The following is an 18,477-nucleotide window of genomic DNA, read 5'->3' as shown; positions in this document are numbered from 1 at the left end:
TTTAAACTTCTTTTTCGGTAAAATCGACTTCAGGATTACAAATTTCTAAAATGAGATTTTTTAACTGTATTGAAAATGCCTTAAGAGTGTCTTCGGTAATTAAACTGTCTTTTTTCCTAGATCCTGGAGATGGTTTTGTTGCAAATTTTAAAAACCCAGCACTTAAATTTTTAAACGAAATTATACCCGCTTCTATCGGGAATTTTAGAGGTTGCGTTTTGGTCATCATATACGCATAGCACAACACTTGGAAGCTTTTGCTGTATTTTTTATAATCGGTATTTAAGTCGTCCCAATTCACAATTTCAACCTGGTTTTGTTCAACTTTCCCAGTTTTGTAATCTATAATGCGTAAAATACCGTTGCATTCGTCTACACGATCTACTTTTCCAGTGAGTTTTATTGGTTTTTTTAGTTCGGGGATATTAATTTCAACTTTATTATCAGCTTCAATGGCTATAATTTTTATGTTGTCGCCCGTTTTTAAAGCGTTCAGTTCTAAATCTAAAAAATTTGAAACATAGCGTTTGGCAATTTCATAAATAATAAGGTTTTTACCTTTGCTTATGTCGCCTTCTTTGTATTCATTTTTAAAATGAAATGTAACGCGTTCGTCTATATTTTTCTTTAGATTTTGAATAATCTCAACCGATAAAAACTGATTGATTAGCGGTTTGTAAAAATCTTCTAAAGTATTATGTACAACTGTACCAAGTGTATTGGCAGCTACGGTTTCTTCAACATCGTTATGTTCCTTAATTTTTAATATTTTTTGATAATAAAAATCGATAGGATTACGCATGTAATTGGTTAACGATGAGGGCGAAAATCCAGCTTCAGCAACTTTAAAAATTTCATTTAAAAGCGCCTCATTTTTTTTAATAACCGTTATGTTTTTAGGAATTACGGGGACATAGGGCGCCACAACTTGATGTTTTAGTCCGTGAATGTTTTCTAGCTCTAGCTGTGTTATTAATCTGCTTCTTTCACCGCCAGTTAACACATCTTGCTCGGTGTTGTAAAGTATGTAAACATTTTTAGCACGATGCAATAAATGGTAAAAGTGATAAGTGTAAACAGCATCCTTTTCTTTATAGGTTGGTAGTTTATTTTCAATGCGAACATCGAAAGGAATAAACGAATTATTTGTTTTTCCTGAAGGTAAAACGCCTTCGTTAACCGATGTAATTATTACGGTTTCAAAATCTAAAACTCGAGATTCAAGCATACCCATAACCTGTAAACCTTGTAGTGGTTCGCCTTGAAAATCGAGGGTATTGCTGCTTAAAAGTTCTTTATAAACACTGTAAAGCGCCGAAATATCTTTTATATGGCTGTAATTGGTATTTAAGCGTGTGAGTTCATTAAAAAGTTCGTTAAAGCGGAATAAGTATTCTAAACCTAAGGTGTTATCGGTTTTATTTGTGTTTAAATGATTTTTTATAAGATGAATTAACGCAGTGCAATTATTTAGAGCGTTAGTTGGATTATTTTGCCAATTGGAAAATAATAAATTAATGAGATGATTAAATTTTGAATCGGTAATTTCAATGAGGCGCTCTTTGTTTAAGAAGATGATGTTATTTCCATCGATAGTTTCAATTATTTTTGAAGCGTAATCTTTATCATCAGCATAAAATAAAGGTTTTATAAATTGATGCGATAGTATTTTTATCACTTCTTTATAATAAAAATCGCTTGTGGTGTTTTTATGTAAATGAAATAGGTTTTCAAATAATGATGCTAAAGGAATAGATTTTAAAGGGAAACCCATGGTAATGTTTAATTCCTTTAAGCTTTCTGGTAGAGCGTTTAAAACTGGGATAAGCAAATTTTCGTCACCTAAAACTACCGCCGTATTTTCTAAATTAGTATTGTCTTTTTGAAGAGTTTCAAGAATATTACCAACATATTTTGCTTGACCAATATTTTTAGGAACGGCGTAAAGTGATATGTTTTTTGATTGTGTGTAGTTGTTTTGTATCCAGTTAAACGGATTATCTCTAAAATACTTCCAGTTTTTTTTATGCTGATTTATAAAAAGTCCAGCATCATGGTTTTTTACGTTGATGAAAGTTTCCTCAGTGTCCCAATAAATTTTAGCTTGGTTTAGCTGCAGTAATTGTTGAATTAAGGTTTCTTCGGCAGTGTTTAAAGCGTTAAAGCCTAAAAACACATGTTGTTTGTTTGGGTTTTCTTGTAAATAAGTTTCAAAATTATTTACCGCTTCTCTATAAATTAAACCCTGATAACCAATGTTGTTTTTTATAAGCAGTTGCGTGTAATTTTGATAATAGAGATAAAGCTTGTTCCAAAAACTTATGTAATTTTTTATGAAATCGGTTTTATTCTCATCAATAGACCAATGATCGCTTTCAATCTCTTTTATGGCACCTAAATAGTTGAAGATGCGTTCTTGAGGTATTAAGTAACGATCTACTTCATTAAAGTCTTGTAGTAAAATTTGAGCCCACTTTGAAAAAGTTTCAAATGAATCGCGCTGTTTTTCTGGGGTTAGTTCGCAATAAGTGGTATAGAAGTTAAATAAAAGTTCGGTATTTGTTATGGTTTTTAAGCCCGATAAATTACCAACAAACTCTTCAATGCTAATAATTTCTGGCGAAAAAATGGTTTTACCAACAACCTTTGGTATTTGATGTTTCAAAAATAAACCAGCACGTTTACTAGGTAAAATAAATGTGGTGTTCGAAATATCGATAGCCTGTTTTTGCAAGTCGCTTAAAACATCAAAAATAAAAGTCGTCATAGCATAAAAATAAAAAACGCATCGGAAACCCGATGCGTTTTTATAAAACTTATTTTAAGAATTAATTCAGTAAAATTATTTTACTAAGTTAATTTCTACACGTCTGTTGTTTGCTCTACCAGCTCTTGTTTTGTTAGTGTCGATTGGTTTAGACTCACCGTAACCAAGAGACGATAATCTGAACGCATCGATACCATGGCTTACTAAGTATTCTTTTACAGAGTTAGCACGAGAATCAGATAATCTTTGGTTTAATTTTTCGCTACCTACACTATCAGTATGACCTTCAACTGTAAATTTAGCAGTTGGGTATTCTTTTAAGATATCGATGATATCACCTAATACAGCTTCAGATTGAGCTTTGATAGAAGATTTACCTGTATCGAATAAGATAGTTTTAGCGTACTCATTTAAAGTTTTTTGAACTTCTTCAGTTACTTCAGGACAACCAGCGTTAGCAACAGTACCTTTTACGTCTGGACACTTATCGTCTTTGTCTAATACACCGTCACCGTCAGTATCTGGCCATGGGCATCCTTTGTTAGCAGCAGGACCAGCAACTTCTGGACATTTATCGTCAGCATCGGTAACACCGTCACCGTCAGCATCAGGACAACCAGCTAAAGCTTTTAAACCAGCAACAGTAGGACAGTTATCATCTTTGTCAGCGATACCATCACCGTCAGAATCAGGACAACCGTTTAACTCAGCTAAACCAGCTTCGTTAGGGCAATCGTCTTTAGCATCTTCAATACCATCACCGTCAGTATCAGGACAACCGTTGAAAGCTTCTAAACCTGCAACTTCTGGACAAGCATCGTCTTTGTCGTAAATACCATCACCATCAGTATCAGTACCACCAAATTTAATAGAGATACCAGCAGTATGTTGGAAATGTGTTTGTAAGTAATCTTCGAAAGCGTGCTTATAAGCAGATTGAAGTGTTAAACCTACGTTCTCAGAGAACCATACGTTTAAACCAACAGTACCGTTAACAGTACCTGCTCCAATTTCATCAATCCAAGTGTAACCACCACCAACACCAATGTATGGGTCTAAAGTAGTTCCTTCTAAAAAGTTATATTTAATTGTACCGTCTACACCGTAGTAAGATAAATCGTCAACAGAGTTAATTTCTTCAGGATCTGAACCAGGAACATCACCCCAGTTTTCAATTTTGTTTAAAGAACCAGCAACACCTAAAGAGAAACCGTTTTTAATGTATCTAGATACCGAAATAGTTGATAAAGATGGTAAAATGTTCCAGTGATCGCTTACGTTAAAGTACTCATCGAAAATAGTTTCACCGAACTGAGCGTTACCTACAACACCATCTCCAGAAGGATAGGCATCAACTGCATTAGCTCCAATAGTAATTTGCCAAGGATTGTTTTCGTCTTGCGCATTAGCATTGCTATAACCAAGAATTAGCAACATAGCTAATAATAATCTGCTAAGATTTTTCATATTCAAAAAGTTTAATTTTTAAGTGTTAATTGTGAACAAAAGTAAGTTGTTAAATGTTATTAACAAAACAAATATAAAAAAAATAGTTCAAAACACTTAATTATGTGTGTTTAAGGGATGTTTTATATTATTTCTAGTGTTTTACCCACGTTTGTAAAGGCTTTTATGGCTTTATCGAGATGAATTTTTGTATGTGCGGCCGATAATTGTACTCTAATTCGTGCTTTTTCTTTAGGAACAACTGGGAAAAAGAAGCCAATTACGTAAATACCTTCTTTTAACAATAGGTTTGCCATAGTTTGCGATAATTTGGCATCGTATAACATCACAGGTACAATGGCCGAATCACCATCAATAATATCGAAACCTGCGGCTTTCATTCCTTTTTTAAAGTAATTGGTGTTCCATTCGAGCGTGTCGCGAAGTTCGGTATTGTTTTCCAACATATCGAAAACCTTTATAGATGCGCCTACAATAGCTGGAGCTAAAGAGTTAGAAAATAAATATGGTCTAGAACGTTGACGAAGCATTTCAATAATTTCTTTTTTACCTGTTGTGTATCCGCCCATAGCTCCACCAAGCGCCTTTCCTAAGGTTCCAGTTATGATATCGATACGGTTTAGCACATTTTTTTCTTCTAAAGTGCCACGGCCTGTTTTACCTATAAATCCAGCGGCATGACATTCGTCTATCATCACTAAAGCATCGTATTTATCGGCTAAATCGCAAATTTTATCAAGCGGAGCAACCAAGCCATCCATAGAAAAAACACCATCGGTAACAATTATTTTAAATCGTGCTCCGTTTTTATTGGCTTCAATAAGTTGGTTTTCTAAATCGGCCATATCGTTGTTTTTGTAGCGGTAACGGGCTGCTTTACATAAACGCACACCATCAATAATTGAGGCATGGTTTAACGAATCGGAAATAATAGCATCGTCTTTTGTTAATAGAGGTTCGAAAACACCACCGTTAGCATCAAAAGCAGCAGCGTATAAAATGGTGTCTTCGGTTTGGTAGAAATTGGCTATTTTTTGTTCTAATTCCTTGTGAATATTTTGTGTTCCACAAATAAATCTTACCGAACTCATACCAAAACCATGAGTGTCCATAGCATCTTTTGCTGCTTGAATTACTTCGGGGTGCGACGATAAACCTAAATAATTGTTGGCACAAAAGTTTAACACAGTTTCGCCAGTGTTTAAGGTAATTTCGGCTCCTTGAGCCGATGTAATAATGCGTTCTTCTTTAAAAAGACCGCTGTTTTTTATGTCTTTTAATTCTTCTTGTAAATACTCTTTAATTTTTCCGTACATGGTTTTTCTTTTAAATAACGGTTACGCTTATATCTGTGTTTATATAGACCAGAATTTTTTGTTTAACCGTAAAATTCATGTCTTCCAAAACATCTTGATATAATTGTAATTGTTGTTGATGTTTTTTGTTTTCAGCTCCCGTTTTATAGTCGATTATGGTTGCTTCATTTTGCGAATTTATAATTATTCTATCGGGTCTTAAAATGCTTCCTTTTTTATTTATAATATCACGTTCGTTATATACGGTTGCATTTGAGGTGAAATATGATGATAATTGTGGATGATTGACAATGTTTAAAACATCGGTTTTTAACAGTTTAGCTTGGTTTTCGGTGATGGTTGAAGCTTTTATGAACTCGTTTAATACGGTATCAACATCATCTACTGTTTCAATTTTAGCCATAATATCGTGAACTAAATTACCCTTTTCTATAGCTTCTTGTTGATTGGTGTCCCAGAGTAAGCCTGATTTGGTAACTACTTTTATGTTATGGTCTTCTTTTGCTGTTGAAATAAAGCGTTGTTCAATAGTTGTTTCTGTTTCGGTTTTGGCTTTTTTAGCTTTGGTTTTTTCGCCAAAACTATAAAGTAATTGCGAATCGTTCCACTGGCCTAAATGCTGTAAATAGCTAATAAATAATCCAGAATGATTTTTGATATTTACTTCGCCTTTTGAGTTGAAATCTTTTTTTGAAATAATGTAAAGCTGCTCAACGGGTCTTGTTAGGGTTACATACAATAAATTGATGCTGTCGAGTTCTAATTCGGCTTGATGTTGTTGGTATATGTCTTGACCTTCATCGCCAAAATACTCAAAATCTTTATTGTAATTTAGCAAAGTGTGTGTAAAACCGCTGTATTTTTTAGCATCGAGTTTAAACCATTCTTTAGGTTCGATATCTTCATAAATATTTAAATCGGCATATGGAAAAATGACCACTGGAAATTCTAAACCTTTCGATTTGTGAATGGTCATAATTTGAATGGCATTTTGTCCTTTGGGCGATACCACACTTAAACTATCTTTTTTCTTGTCGAAATACTCTAAAAATGCTGAAATATCCGAGCCTTTTTTCTGAGAAAAGTCTAAAACCACATCGAGATAAAACTGAATGTAAGCATTCGATGTTTCAACTAAACTGAAGCTTCTTACAATGGTTTCAGCTAAATCGTAAAGTGGCAATTCAATAAGTTGTTTGCTGTTAATATAAACGCCAAAATTTTCTAAACTTAAAAATAACTCCGAAAGCTCGAGATTAATATGATTTGAGAAAAAATCATGCTTATTTTCAATATTAAAATGATCGCTTAAAAAGTTTAAAATCGCAATTTTAATTTCTTTGTTTTTAGGCTGAATTAAAAGCGAAAGCACATTATTTACAAAACCAACTTCTGGAGCGTTATTAATAAGTAAACCGTCGGCCGAAATAATTTTAAGGTTTTCTTGCGTTGCTAAAAATTTAGCTAGTGCTTTTTCTTCCTTTTTTTTACGAACTAAAATGCAAATATCGCTTTGGTTATAACCGTTTTTTAAGCAAGAATTAATGGTGTTTAAAACTTCGTTAGTGAAAAGATCGTCTCTGTCATCATCTTTATCTAAATCTAAAAAATTAAGTTCAACATAACCATTTTCGTCTTTTTTTATGTGCTGATGGGCATTGTCAAAAAGTTTGCTGTAAACAGGATTGCTAAAGGTGTTGGAGGCCAAAAATTGAAAAAAGCCATTATTAAAAGTTACAATTTCTTTGTAGCTTCTGTAATTGTCAGGTAAAATTTCAACGTTTTGATTTATAAACGGAAATGGTTTATCGGTTTCGTTAAATAATCCAATAAATTGTTCGGCTTTACCACCGCGCCATCGGTAAATAGCTTGTTTAGCATCGCCAACTAGCATGCTGCTACCCGTTTGAGTAGCTAAGGAGTTGCCAATTAAAGGCAATAAGTTTTCCCATTGCATGGTAGAAGTGTCTTGAAACTCATCAATAAAAAAATGATTGAATTTATCACCTAAACGCTCGTAAATAAACGGAGTTGGTTGCTTTTTAATTTCTTTGCTAATAATGGTGTTAAACTCCGAGATTAGCATTTTGTTTTGTTCTTCTTTTAACTCGGTTAATGTTTTATTTATGGCATTTAAAACCGATAATGGCGTACTGTTTTTATAAACATTTTTTAAGAATTTTATATGATAAACAGCTTGTTTCGTTTTATTAAAAACCGATGTTATTTCGGGTTGTAAATTATCAATTGTAGCGGCGGTTTCATCACTAACGCGTTTGGGGTAAAGTGTTGCATTTTCAATGTCTTGCTGCCATTTGGCTTCAAAACCAACGCTAAAGTTTGCATGAGCCAGTTTATCGAAATGATTTGGTAAATATTTGCCATTAAAATCGCTAAATTCCAAGCCCATTTCTTCAAAAACCAGCAGGAGTTTTTTTGCGCTTTCAACAATTAAATCTTCGGTTGTTTTTATGTCTTTTTTCAACTGACTTTTTAAGGTTTTAAAGTCTTCGAAAGTTTTGTCTTTTAATTTGTTAATAAAAGTGGCGTCGCTTTCAAAAACAAGGCGTTTCGCTATTTTATTAAAATCGAAAGTTACGTCCCAACTTTTATCGTCATCGGCTTTTTCAATAGCAAAATCCACTAGAATTTGCGTAAGTGCTTTATCGGTCCCCGCTTTGGCAATTAGGTTATCTACGGCTTCGCTAAGTAAGTTGTCTTGGTCTAGTTCAACTTCAAAATTTAAGGGAAGTTTTAAATCGTAGGCAAAGGTTCGAATGATGCGGTGTGTAAATCCATCGATAGTCAAAATATCGAAAGCCGCATAGTTGTACATAATATGGTTTAATATTTTTTTAGCCTTGTCGTGTAGTGTGTTTTGGTCTATGCTTAATTCGTTTTCAATAGCCAAAAACATGTCGTTTGGTTGGGTTAAAATCTTGTCGTCTGCAAATTCTTTTAGTGTCTTTACAATACGCTCTTTCATTTCGGCTACAGCCTTATTAGTAAAGGTTATGGCTAGAATATTTTTAAATAAAAACAGGTTGTTTGATGCCAATAGAATTTTTAAATACGCTTTAACTAGCGTAAAGGTTTTGCCGCTTCCAGCCGAGGCATTATAAATGGTAAAAGAGGGTTTGTTTTGCATCATGCTAATTTGCATACAAGATAAAAACTATCAATCATTTCATAACAATATATTATTTTTAATTAATCTCTTTTTAGAGTTAAAATGTTTAAATTTGAAAGAAATTAAATATTAATTATATAAAACTAAAAATTATGGCTTTCGAATTACCGAAATTAGGATATGCGTACGATGCTTTAGAACCACACATCGATGCGCGTACTATGGAAATACATCATACAAAACACCACAATGGTTATACTACTAAATTAAACGCTGCTATTGAAGGTACGGATTTAGAAGGAAAATCTATTGAAGCTATTTTAACAGGTTTAGATTTAAGCAACGGTGCTGTTAGAAATAACGGAGGAGGTTACTACAATCACTGTTTATTCTGGGAAGTAATGAATCCTGAAGATAAAGGATACCTTTCTGGAGAATTAAAAGATGCTATTGAAGCAGCATTTGGTTCAAAAGAAGCTTTTGTTGAAGCTTTTAGTAAGGCAGCAGCAACACAATTTGGTTCTGGTTGGGCTTGGTTATGTGTGCACGAAGGTGGTAAAGTAGAAGTTTGCTCTACACCAAACCAAGATAACCCATTAATGCCAGGAGTTGGTTGTGGTGGTACACCAATTTTAGGTTTAGATGTTTGGGAACATGCTTATTACTTAAACTACCAAAACCGTCGTCCAGATTATATCGATGCTTTCTTTAAAGTAGTTAACTGGAACGAAGTTGAGAAAAAATATGCAGCAGCGAAATAAGCGAAACAGCATAACATTTTAAAAAAAAACGTCTAAAATTTAAATTTTAGACGTTTTTTTTATTTCCAAATGTGACTTTTAGTTTGTCGTGTGTCTAAAAGGATGTAGGTAGCATGATAAATAATTTATGACGATGAAAACATACAAACACTCAAATAAGAAGTATGACTGTTAATAGCAAGATTACTTAGTAATTTGGGCGGTTATTCCTTCTTTAAACATAGCCGCCCTTTTTAAAAACCAATTAAAATTACAACAATGAAAAGAGTATTACTTATTGTAGCCATGTTTGTGGTAGGTTTCGCATTTGCTCAAAAAAAAGAAAAGATTAAAGGAAATAAAGAGGTTATAGAGGTTTATAAAAACTTACCAGCCTATTCACAACTAGATATTGCCGATGGCTTAGAGGTATCGCTTATGCAAACTGGAGCAGCAGGATATCGATTAAAAACCGATTCTAATTTAGTTGATGTTATAAAAATTGAGGTGGTTGATAGTGTTTTAAAAGTCTATACAACCTTACATATTTCATCTTCAAAAAAGTTAGAAATTCATTTAACATCGGCGCAAATAAACCAAATTAACTTGTCGCAAGGTGCCAAATTAGAAGGACAAAATTTAATTCAGTCCGATTCGCTTGGCATAGCCACTTTGAACAATTCTAAGTATAATTTAGATGTGGCTTCGGCGAATTTAGCAATTAATATGCGAGGCAACTCTAATGGAAAATTAATTTATAGAGGCGATAATCTTACTATGGGTTTAAATGATGGTGCTTTGGTAAAGGGAAATGTATCTGCTACTAATTTCGATTTAGTTATAAACGATCGTGCCGATATGAATATAGAAGGGAATTGCGAAAATTTAAATTTAATTGCTACTGGATCCACCGATATTAAAGCGAAAGACTTAAATGTAACGCACGCTAAAATAAATGGCTCTAATAATTCTGATATTTATGTGTATTCTAATAAAGATTTGAGCTTATATGCTAAAGGAAAGAGTAATGTTTACGTTTACGGGAACCCGAAAATTAATATTGAAGGGTTAAGTGATAAATCGCAAATAATAAAAAAATAGTGGTTTTTTAGATTTATGAGTATGGTTAAAATGAAAAAGGTGAACGAGAATGTTCACCTTTTTGCCCCAAATCTACCATAAACTTAACCTACTTATGTTATGGTGATTCAAAAATATAATTGTAAAGTCTTCTAGTAAAATATATTAGTTAAACCGCACATAAATTAGCTTAAACGAAGTGTCGAGTAAAATACAAGTTGAAAAGCAAAAGGCCGAAAAAAAGTAAGAAAATTGCATAAAAAAAGGCGAACGGAAGTTCACCTTTTTTTGCCCCAAATCTACCATGAACTTAACCTACTTATGTTATGGTGTCACTAAAATATTCTTAATTTTAGATATTTCAGTTATTTTTAGATAAAACGCACACTTATCCGATTAAGTGTAGGTTGTTATGGATTAACGAGTTAATATGCGCGTTCTTTGTTACCTTCATAAAAATTAATGAATGCTCTGTTTACTACGCGATTACCTCCTACGGTTGGGTAATTGCCAGTAAAATACCAGTCTCCTAAATGTTCTGGACAAGCTTTGTGAAGGTTTTCAACCGATTGGAAAATAATTTTTACTTCGGCATTTATGGTGTCGTCACTTAATAATTCTGAAATTTTATCTGAAATTTGCTCATCTGTAAAAGGCTCGTAAATTTCTTTTACAAAGTTTATCACTTCTTTGTCGGCTAAATCGGTTTGGTCTAAACACTTTTTGTAAACTTCGTCTACAATACTGTATTGGTTATTATCTTTTAAAAGTTCTAAGGCCGCTTGAAATGCAATTAAGCCTTCTAAATTGGCCATATCTATACCATAACAATCTGGATATCGAATTTGTGGTGCCGATGATACAACAATTATTTTTTTAGGATTTAGCCTATCGAGCATTTTTAAAATACTCTTTTTTAAGGTGGTTCCACGAACAATACTATCGTCTATAATTACCAAATTGTCGTTAGGTTTTACAACGCCATACGTAATATCGTAAACGTGTGCAACAAGGTCGTCTCTACTACTATCTTCGGTAATAAAGGTGCGTAGTTTTACATCTTTTATGGCTATTTTTTCAACACGGGCACGTTCCGATAAAATTTCGGTTACTTCCTCGGCCGATATAGATCGTTGTCCGTTTAAAATAGCTTCTGTTTTCTTTTGATTGATAAACTTTTCAGCCATTTGTACCATACCGTAAAAAGACGTTTCGGCGGTATTAGGTATATATGAAAACACCGTGTTTTTGGTGTCGTTATTTATAGCTTCTAAAACCTTTGGCATCACTAATTTACCAAGTGTTTTACGCTCCTGATAAATTTCGGCATCACTTCCACGTGAAAAATAAATACGCTCAAACGAACAGGATTTTTTCTCAAGAGGTTCTAAAATTTGTTTTAGTCTCATTTCTCCCGATTTTTTGGTAATAATGGCTTGCCCTGGTTGTAATTCTTTTACGTCTTCAAATTTTACATTAAAAACGGTTTGTATTACAGGACGCTCTGAAGCGATTACCACAACTTCGTCGTCTTTATAATAATATGCCGGACGAATTCCTGCTGGATCGCGCAAAACAAAAGCATCTCCGTGTCCTATTAAACCAGCCATAGCATAGCCACCATCCCAGTTTTTTGCAGCACGTTTTAAAATTTTAGCCACTTTTAAACGCTCAGCAATTAATGGCGAGGCTTCTTGTTTATTGTAGCCTTCTTTTTTTAAGTCTTTGTAAATTTTGCTAACAGCATCATCTAAAAAATGCCCAATTTTTTCCATTATAGTAATGGTGTCGGTATAATCTTTTGGGTGCTGTCCTAATTGAATTAAATTGTCGAAAAGTTCTTTAACATTGGTCATATTAAAGTTTCCGGCCATTATTAGGTTTCTGTGCATCCAGTTGTTTTGACGTAAAAATGGGTGTACACTTTCTACGCTGTTTTTTCCAAAGGTGCCGTAACGTACGTGTCCTAAAAGTACTTCGCCTATATATGGAATGTGTTTTTTTTGAGCGGCAACATCATCTAAATATTCTGGGTGTAATTTAAATTCGTTGTTTATGCGATCGTTTATTTGCCCAAAAATATCTTGAATAGGTTGTTGGGCTATAGAGCGTACTCTGCTAATGTAGCGTTGCCCAGGTTGGGTGTCTAGTTTAATGCTAGCAAAACCAGCGCCATCTTGCCCGCGATTGTGTTGTTTTTCCATCATGAGGTACATTTTATTTACACCGTAAAATGCACTTCCGTATTTTTCTTTATAATACTCTAAAGGTTTTAATAGCCTAATCATGGCTATACCACATTCGTGTTTTAAAAAATCACTCATAAGTTAGGTTTTTGTTTTAATGAAAAAACAATTGTCGTTTGCGTTTTGTGTTAATTAAAAAACGCACTCTTTTTAGAGCGCGTTTGTTTATTGTAATTCTATTTCAAATTGTGTTAGTTCTTTAAATTGCAACAGGCGTTTATGTATTTCGGCGCTGGATAAATTAAGCATACGTTCGGTGCCAAATTTTTCTACGCAAAAAGACGCTAATGTTGAGCCATAAATTACGGCTTTTTTCATATTCTCGAACGATGTGTCGCCTGTTTTTGCAATATAACCTGCAAATCCACCTGCAAAGGTGTCGCCTGCACCCGTTGGATCGAAAACTTCTTCTAAAGGTAAAGCAGGAGCGTAAAATACTTCGTCGTTATGAAATAATAATGCACCGTGTTCCCCTTTTTTAATTACGACATATTTAGGTCCCATGTCGTGAATTTTTCTAGCGGCAACTACCAAACTGTATTCGCCTGTTAGCTGGCGAGCTTCTTCATCGTTTATTGTAATAACATCGACACGTTTAATAGTATTGTGTAAATCTTCAAGAGCAGAATCCATCCAGAAATTCATGGTATCTAAAATTACAAGCTTTGGCTTTGTAGTCATTTGGTCTAAAACACTAGCTTGTACTAATGGGTGCAAATTACCAAGCATAACTACCTCGGCATCTTTATAGTTTTCTGGTACAACAGGGTTAAAATTGGCTAATGTGTTTAGTTCGGTAACTAAGGTGTCTCTAGAATTCATGTCGTTATGGTAACGGCCACTCCAGAAAAACGTTTTACCACCTTTTACAATTTCTACGCCGTCAAGATTTATGTTTCTATTTGAAAGTAAATCTAAATACGCTTGCGGAAAATCGTCGCCAACAATAGAAACTGCCGTGGCATCAACCTCGAAAGTAGATGCTGAAAGCCCAATAAATGTTGCTGCGCCACCAAGAATTTTATCGGTTTTGCCGAAAGGTGTTTCAATAGCATCAAACGCTATAGTACCTACAATTACTAATTTACCCATAAGGAGAATTGCTATTTTGGTGCAAATATAGTGCTTTATTACTAAAATTAAAGACTAATATTTTTGATGAAAAGTAAATGTGACCTTTTAAAATTTGCAGTGTATTAAAAGCGCCATTACTCAACATTAAAAAATGGGGGGTCACTTTCGGTTACTAAAGTTGTCCTCCATTTTTGTTATTTTCTTCCAAAATCTGCTGGAATTTCACCCCAAGCTTTAGTTTCCCATTTTACTATTGTAGTTGTGTAATGGTTGTTTTTTAACCAAATTAGGGCTCTGTCTACTAAATCAAAAAGGGGTTTGTTTTTTTCGTTACGTTGTAACTTAGTATTGCAGCTTTTCTTTTTTACCCAACTTATAGCAGTTCGCGAGTCGGTGTATAAGATTTTGTTACTGTTATTTTTTTTTAGAAGTGCAAGCCCATGCACTATGGCTAAAAATTCGCCAATATTGTTAGTGCCTTCTTTAAAAGGCCCTTGTATAAATAATTGTTTTTTGGTTTTGGTGTCTACGCCACGATATTCCATAATACCTGGGTTGCCACTTGAAGCGGCATCAACCGCAATAGAGTTGTAATTAGGTAGCCCAATTTTTTTTAATTCGGCATCCGTAAGTTCGCTTTTAAAACTTTTGTTTTTACCAATATAATCAAAATAGTTGCCCTTAAAAGCTTTTTTTGCCGCTTCAAATGTTGGAAACGATTTGTATTGCGCGCCTTCAAAATTTGTTATTTGGGCTTTACAATCGTTCCACGAATCAAAAACACCTGTTTTATGGCCTTTCCAAACGGTATAAAATTTCTTTTTTTTGCTCATTTAAGGAATCAGCTAAATTATTCAAATACAGCTACAGCACGTACTGGAGATCCTGTTCCGCCTTTTATTTTTAAAGGTAGCCCAATAAACTTAAAACGTCCGCGACCTATTAATTGATGTAAATTAACCATGTTTTCGTAATGTGTAAACCCTAATTCGCCACATATATAATGTACTTCTTTGTTAGAAATACCCGAAACTCCTGGCGACATGGTTTCAACGCCAAAGGCTGCTATTTTTTGTTCGCCTAACCATCGAGCTGCTTTGGCCGATAACCCTGGGCCTTTTGGCCAATTGCTGGTGTTAAAAGCATTGCGATAATGGTTGGTGTATATTAAAATGGTGTCGTTAGGTTTAATGTTTAGATTATGGCTGTTTAATGCGTCAATTAAATCGGAAACTTCAATAAGCTCATTGAAATTTTTATGAGATAAATTTAAACAAATGCCCTCGGTGTAGAACATGCTTAAAGGCATGGTATCAATAGATTGTCCTTTATACTGTTTTGCCATATGGTTTATAGCGTCAACATGTGTGCCGGTGTGCTCGCCAAGTTCAAGTTTGTGTACTGCTACGGTTTGTGTTTCGGGATTTACTATGCCATCGCTGTCCCAAGCTTCGTGCGTGTTATGTACCGATATTTTTACCTGTGGCAAATCTTTAAAAACAGGCATACCTTGATAGATGTCTTGACTTAAATCGATTATTTCTGGCATTATATTTATATAGTTGCTAAAAGTTTATCGACTACTTTAGGGAAATGTTCCATTTCTAATTCGTGAATTTTTGCAGCGACATCTTCAGCTGTATCCGTAGGTAAAACGGGGCATTTGGCTTGAAAAATGGTAGCGCCTTCGTCGTAATTTTCGTTTACATAATGTATGGTTATGCCGGTTTCGGTTTCATTATTTTCAACCACTGCTTTATGAACATGCATGCCGTACATACCTTTTCCTCCAAACTTAGGAAGCAGTGCTGGATGCACATTTATAACTTTATTCTCAAATTCATTTAAAATAAATTCGGGAAATTTCCATAAAAATCCAGCTAATATAATAAGGTCTGGTTTTGCTGCTTTTAAAAGGTTTAAAACATCGTTGGTTTTGGTAAACGCCACCCTGTTAAATGACAAAGCACTAACATTAAGATTTTTAGCCCGATCTAAAACTTTGGCATGGGGATTGTTGGTAAGTAATTGAATAACAGAAGCATTATCGCTGTTTTGAAAAAACTTTATTAAATTTTCAGCATTAGTACCTCCTCCGGACGCAAAAATTATCATTCGTTTCATAAACAGACTATAAATGTTAAGATTATTTCAACAAAAAAAAGAATAATTATTAACAATTAGGTGGTAAAATTGAATTACTTAAAATGATTTTAGTAAATTAGATTCACATTTTTATAGTAAACATGTGTTTTAAAAATAAAGTTTTTTATTTTTGCCAACTAATTAAAACCTTAAATTAAAAGATTATGTCAGACATTGCATCAAGAGTTAAAGCGATTATCGTAGACAAATTAGGCGTTGATGAAAACGAAGTAGTAACTGAAGCTAGCTTCACAAACGATTTAGGAGCAGACTCTTTAGACACTGTAGAATTAATAATGGAATTTGAAAAAGAATTCGATATTCAAATCCCAGACGACCAAGCTGAGAACATTGCAACAGTAGGTCAAGCTATCTCTTACATAGAAGCAGCAAAATAAGCACATTTACTTTATGGAATTAAAGCGAGTTGTAGTCACAGGATTAGGGGCTTTAACACCTATTGGCAATACCAAAGATGAGTATTGGGATGCCTTAGTTAGTGGTAAAAGTGGTGCTGCGCCTATAACCTATTTTGATACCGAAAAGTTTAAAACGAAATTCGCTTGCGAATTAAAAAACTTTAACGCAACAGATTTTCTTGATAGAAAAGAAGCTCGTAAAATGGATAGGTTTACGCAGTATGCCATGGTAGCCTCAGATGAAGCTATTGCAGATGCTAAATTAAACCTAGACGATGTTAATAAATTACGAGTTGGTGTTATTTGGGGTGCAGGAATAGGTGGTTTAGAAACCTTTCAAAACGAAGTGTTAAACTTTGCCAATGGCGATGGAACACCACGTTTTAACCCATTTTTTATCCCAAAAATGATAGCCGATATAGCCCCAGGAAACATATCTATTAAAAATGGATTTATGGGTCCTAATTACACCACAGTGTCGGCTTGTGCATCATCGGCAAATGCCATGATTGATGCTTTAAACTATATACGTTTAGGGCATTGTGATGTGGTTGTAACAGGAGGAAGTGAAGCAGCAGTAACCATTGCAGGAATGGGTGGTTTTAATGCAATGCACGCTTTATCTACAAGAAACGATAGTCCAGAAACAGCCTCAAGACCTTTCGATGCAACACGCGATGGTTTTGTTTTAGGCGAAGGTGCTGGAGCTATAATTCTTGAAGAGTACGAACACGCTAAAGCACGCGACGCAAAAATTTACGCCGAAGTTGTTGGTGGCGGTTTATCATCTGATGCACATCACATGACGGCGCCACACCCAGATGGTATTGGTGTTATGGCAGTGATGCGTAATTGTTTAGAAAATGCAGGTATGAAACCCGAAGAAGTCGATCATATTAATACCCACGGTACATCTACACCTTTAGGTGATGTGGCCGAACTTAAGGCGATTACTGAAGTGTTTGGAGACCATGCAAAATATATAAATATTAACTCTACAAAATCAATGACAGGCCATTTACTTGGTGCTGCTGGAGCTATAGAATCTATTGCATCAATTTTAGCAATTGAGCATGGTATAGTACCTCCAACAATAAACCATGAAGTTGTAGATGAAAATATAGATTCTAAACTTAACTTAACACTTAACAAAGCCGAAAAAAGAGAGGTTAAGGTTGCTATGAGTAATACGTTTGGATTTGGCGGTCATAACGCTTGTGTATTATTCAAGAAAATAGATTAAATCCCGAATGAAATAAACCATAAAAAACAATTTAAATTTTACTTAAAATGAAACATGGTTTATTACATCTGACTTTAATTTAAAATATTAATCATCAGATGAAAAACATTCGCAACATATTAAATTCCCGTTTTAAACGTAACGGGAATTTTTTTATAGAAATACATAAAATTTTAGGCTTTAAACCCAAAGAACTAAAATTTTATAGAAAAGCCTTTACGCATCGTTCTATGAATTTAAAGGACAGTAAAGGAAATGCTATAAATTACGAACGTTTAGAGTTTTTAGGCGATGCCATGTTAAGCTCGGTAATTGCTTCGCACTTATATCTTGAAGTACCCAGCGGAGACGAAGGTTATCTTACCAAAATGCGGTCAAAAGTGGTGAGTCGTGAGCATTTAAACGAATTAGGAAAGGAGCTTAAACTTATAAATTTAGTTGAAAGTAAAATTCCAGCGGGACAATTTGGCGATAATATTCATGGCAATTTATTTGAAGCTTTAATAGGCGCTATATTTTTAGATCGTGGCTATAAATACTGCGAAAAATTTATATATAAGCGCGTTATTAATCCTTATGTAGATATTGAGACTCTAGAAGGAAAGGTAATTAGCTATAAAAGTTTGTTGATAGAATGGTGCCAAAAAGAAAAGAAAACCTTCAATTATAACGTTTACGATGATACAGGAAATGACGAGCTTAGGCATTTTTCGGTGAAGCTTTCAATAAACGATAAAGTAATTGCGAAAGCGCGTGCCACTTCAAAGAAAAAAGCTGAAGAAAAAGCCTCAAGACGTGCGTTTTTTGCGCTTCAAAATCAGATTTCAAAAAGTAGTTCCGTTTAAAGATT

14 protein-coding genes are annotated in these 18,477 nt (G+C 34.2%); 5 read left to right on the top strand and 9 right to left on the bottom strand.

Features of this window, described 5'->3' with window-relative positions:
- Position 1 precedes the first annotated feature (1 nt).
- The 4 genes from PK35_RS04355 to PK35_RS04340 form a co-directional block, all read right to left on the bottom strand.
- The gene (locus PK35_RS04355; protein ID WP_044625465.1) at positions 2-2,767 is read right to left on the bottom strand and encodes a PD-(D/E)XK nuclease family protein; all 2,766 of its coding nucleotides are present in this window, start codon (positions 2,765-2,767) and stop codon (positions 2-4) included.
- Between the two features lie 75 nt (positions 2,768-2,842).
- Positions 2,843-4,234, bottom strand: coding sequence for an OmpA family protein (locus PK35_RS04350; protein WP_044625464.1), 1,392 nt, complete (start codon positions 4,232-4,234; stop codon positions 2,843-2,845).
- A 122-nt stretch (positions 4,235-4,356) separates the two neighbouring features.
- Positions 4,357-5,550: a glycine C-acetyltransferase gene (gene kbl, locus PK35_RS04345; RefSeq protein WP_044625463.1), complete on the bottom strand. Its 1,194-nt coding sequence runs from the start codon at positions 5,548-5,550 to the stop codon at positions 4,357-4,359.
- Between the two features lie 10 nt (positions 5,551-5,560).
- Entirely contained in the window at positions 5,561-8,701 is a 3,141-nt protein-coding gene (locus tag PK35_RS04340; RefSeq protein WP_238320885.1) for a UvrD-helicase domain-containing protein, read from the bottom strand.
- 131 nt (positions 8,702-8,832) lie between these two features.
- Between PK35_RS04340 and PK35_RS04335 the strand changes: the two genes are divergently transcribed.
- Entirely contained in the window at positions 8,833-9,441 is a 609-nt protein-coding gene (locus PK35_RS04335) for a superoxide dismutase (protein ID WP_044625462.1), read from the top strand.
- 258 nt (positions 9,442-9,699) lie between these two features.
- Entirely contained in the window at positions 9,700-10,521 is an 822-nt protein-coding gene (locus tag PK35_RS04330) for a GIN domain-containing protein (RefSeq protein WP_044625461.1), read from the top strand.
- Between the two features lie 404 nt (positions 10,522-10,925).
- Here the strand turns inward: PK35_RS04330 and PK35_RS04325 are convergent, their stop codons facing one another.
- From PK35_RS04325 to purN, 5 genes are all read right to left on the bottom strand, one after another.
- Positions 10,926-12,824: an amidophosphoribosyltransferase gene (locus PK35_RS04325; protein ID WP_044625460.1), complete on the bottom strand. Its 1,899-nt coding sequence runs from the start codon at positions 12,822-12,824 to the stop codon at positions 10,926-10,928.
- An 87-nt stretch (positions 12,825-12,911) separates the two neighbouring features.
- A complete protein-coding gene (locus PK35_RS04320; protein ID WP_044625459.1) occupies positions 12,912-13,838 on the bottom strand; it encodes a PfkB family carbohydrate kinase in 927 nt (308 codons plus the stop codon).
- Between the two features lie 176 nt (positions 13,839-14,014).
- Positions 14,015-14,653, bottom strand: a complete 639-nt coding sequence (locus tag PK35_RS04315) for a ribonuclease H1 domain-containing protein (RefSeq protein ID WP_044625458.1) — start codon at positions 14,651-14,653, stop codon at positions 14,015-14,017.
- A 17-nt stretch (positions 14,654-14,670) separates the two neighbouring features.
- Entirely contained in the window at positions 14,671-15,369 is a 699-nt protein-coding gene (locus PK35_RS04310) for a cyclase family protein (protein WP_044625457.1), read from the bottom strand.
- Positions 15,370-15,374: 5 nt separating this feature from the next.
- Positions 15,375-15,944, bottom strand: coding sequence for a phosphoribosylglycinamide formyltransferase (gene purN / locus PK35_RS04305; RefSeq protein WP_044625456.1), 570 nt, complete (start codon positions 15,942-15,944; stop codon positions 15,375-15,377).
- A 185-nt stretch (positions 15,945-16,129) separates the two neighbouring features.
- Here purN and PK35_RS04300 point away from each other — a divergent pair, with 185 nt between their 5' ends.
- The 3 genes from PK35_RS04300 (at position 16,130) to rnc (ending at position 18,472) form a co-directional block, all read left to right on the top strand.
- On the top strand, positions 16,130-16,363 hold the full coding sequence (locus PK35_RS04300; protein WP_007647141.1) for an acyl carrier protein: 234 nt from the start codon (positions 16,130-16,132) through the stop codon (positions 16,361-16,363).
- 13 nt (positions 16,364-16,376) lie between these two features.
- On the top strand, positions 16,377-17,627 hold the full coding sequence (gene fabF, locus PK35_RS04295) for a beta-ketoacyl-ACP synthase II (protein ID WP_044625455.1): 1,251 nt from the start codon (positions 16,377-16,379) through the stop codon (positions 17,625-17,627).
- Between the two features lie 98 nt (positions 17,628-17,725).
- Positions 17,726-18,472 carry a ribonuclease III gene (rnc, locus tag PK35_RS04290; RefSeq protein ID WP_044625454.1) on the top strand — a complete coding sequence of 249 codons (747 nt, stop codon included), beginning with the start codon at positions 17,726-17,728 and terminating at the stop codon, positions 18,470-18,472.
- Positions 18,473-18,477: the final 5 nt, after the last annotated feature.

This window comes from Neotamlana nanhaiensis (assembly GCF_000943555.1).
Taxonomy (GTDB): Bacteria; Bacteroidota; Bacteroidia; order Flavobacteriales; family Flavobacteriaceae; genus Neotamlana; species Neotamlana nanhaiensis.
This window is presented reverse-complemented; position numbering and strand designations above follow the sequence as displayed.

What these genes read in the sequence shown, in the direction of transcription:
- PK35_RS04355 (WP_044625465.1), bottom strand. Translation starts at nt 2,767, where the DNA reads ATGACGACTTTTATTTTTGATGTTTTAAGCGACTTGCAAAAACAGGCT.
- PK35_RS04350 (WP_044625464.1), bottom strand. Translation starts at nt 4,234, where the DNA reads ATGAAAAATCTTAGCAGATTATTATTAGCTATGTTGCTAATTCTTGGT.
- kbl (WP_044625463.1), bottom strand. Translation starts at nt 5,550, where the DNA reads ATGTACGGAAAAATTAAAGAGTATTTACAAGAAGAATTAAAAGACATA.
- PK35_RS04340 (WP_238320885.1), bottom strand. Translation starts at nt 8,701, where the DNA reads ATGATGCAAAACAAACCCTCTTTTACCATTTATAATGCCTCGGCTGGA.
- PK35_RS04335 (WP_044625462.1), top strand. Translation starts at nt 8,833, where the DNA reads ATGGCTTTCGAATTACCGAAATTAGGATATGCGTACGATGCTTTAGAA.
- PK35_RS04330 (WP_044625461.1), top strand. Translation starts at nt 9,700, where the DNA reads ATGAAAAGAGTATTACTTATTGTAGCCATGTTTGTGGTAGGTTTCGCA.
- PK35_RS04325 (WP_044625460.1), bottom strand. Translation starts at nt 12,824, where the DNA reads ATGAGTGATTTTTTAAAACACGAATGTGGTATAGCCATGATTAGGCTA.
- PK35_RS04320 (WP_044625459.1), bottom strand. Translation starts at nt 13,838, where the DNA reads ATGGGTAAATTAGTAATTGTAGGTACTATAGCGTTTGATGCTATTGAA.
- PK35_RS04315 (WP_044625458.1), bottom strand. Translation starts at nt 14,653, where the DNA reads ATGAGCAAAAAAAAGAAATTTTATACCGTTTGGAAAGGCCATAAAACA.
- PK35_RS04310 (WP_044625457.1), bottom strand. Translation starts at nt 15,369, where the DNA reads ATGCCAGAAATAATCGATTTAAGTCAAGACATCTATCAAGGTATGCCT.
- purN (WP_044625456.1), bottom strand. Translation starts at nt 15,944, where the DNA reads ATGAAACGAATGATAATTTTTGCGTCCGGAGGAGGTACTAATGCTGAA.
- PK35_RS04300 (WP_007647141.1), top strand. Translation starts at nt 16,130, where the DNA reads ATGTCAGACATTGCATCAAGAGTTAAAGCGATTATCGTAGACAAATTA.
- fabF (WP_044625455.1), top strand. Translation starts at nt 16,377, where the DNA reads ATGGAATTAAAGCGAGTTGTAGTCACAGGATTAGGGGCTTTAACACCT.
- rnc (WP_044625454.1), top strand. Translation starts at nt 17,726, where the DNA reads ATGAAAAACATTCGCAACATATTAAATTCCCGTTTTAAACGTAACGGG.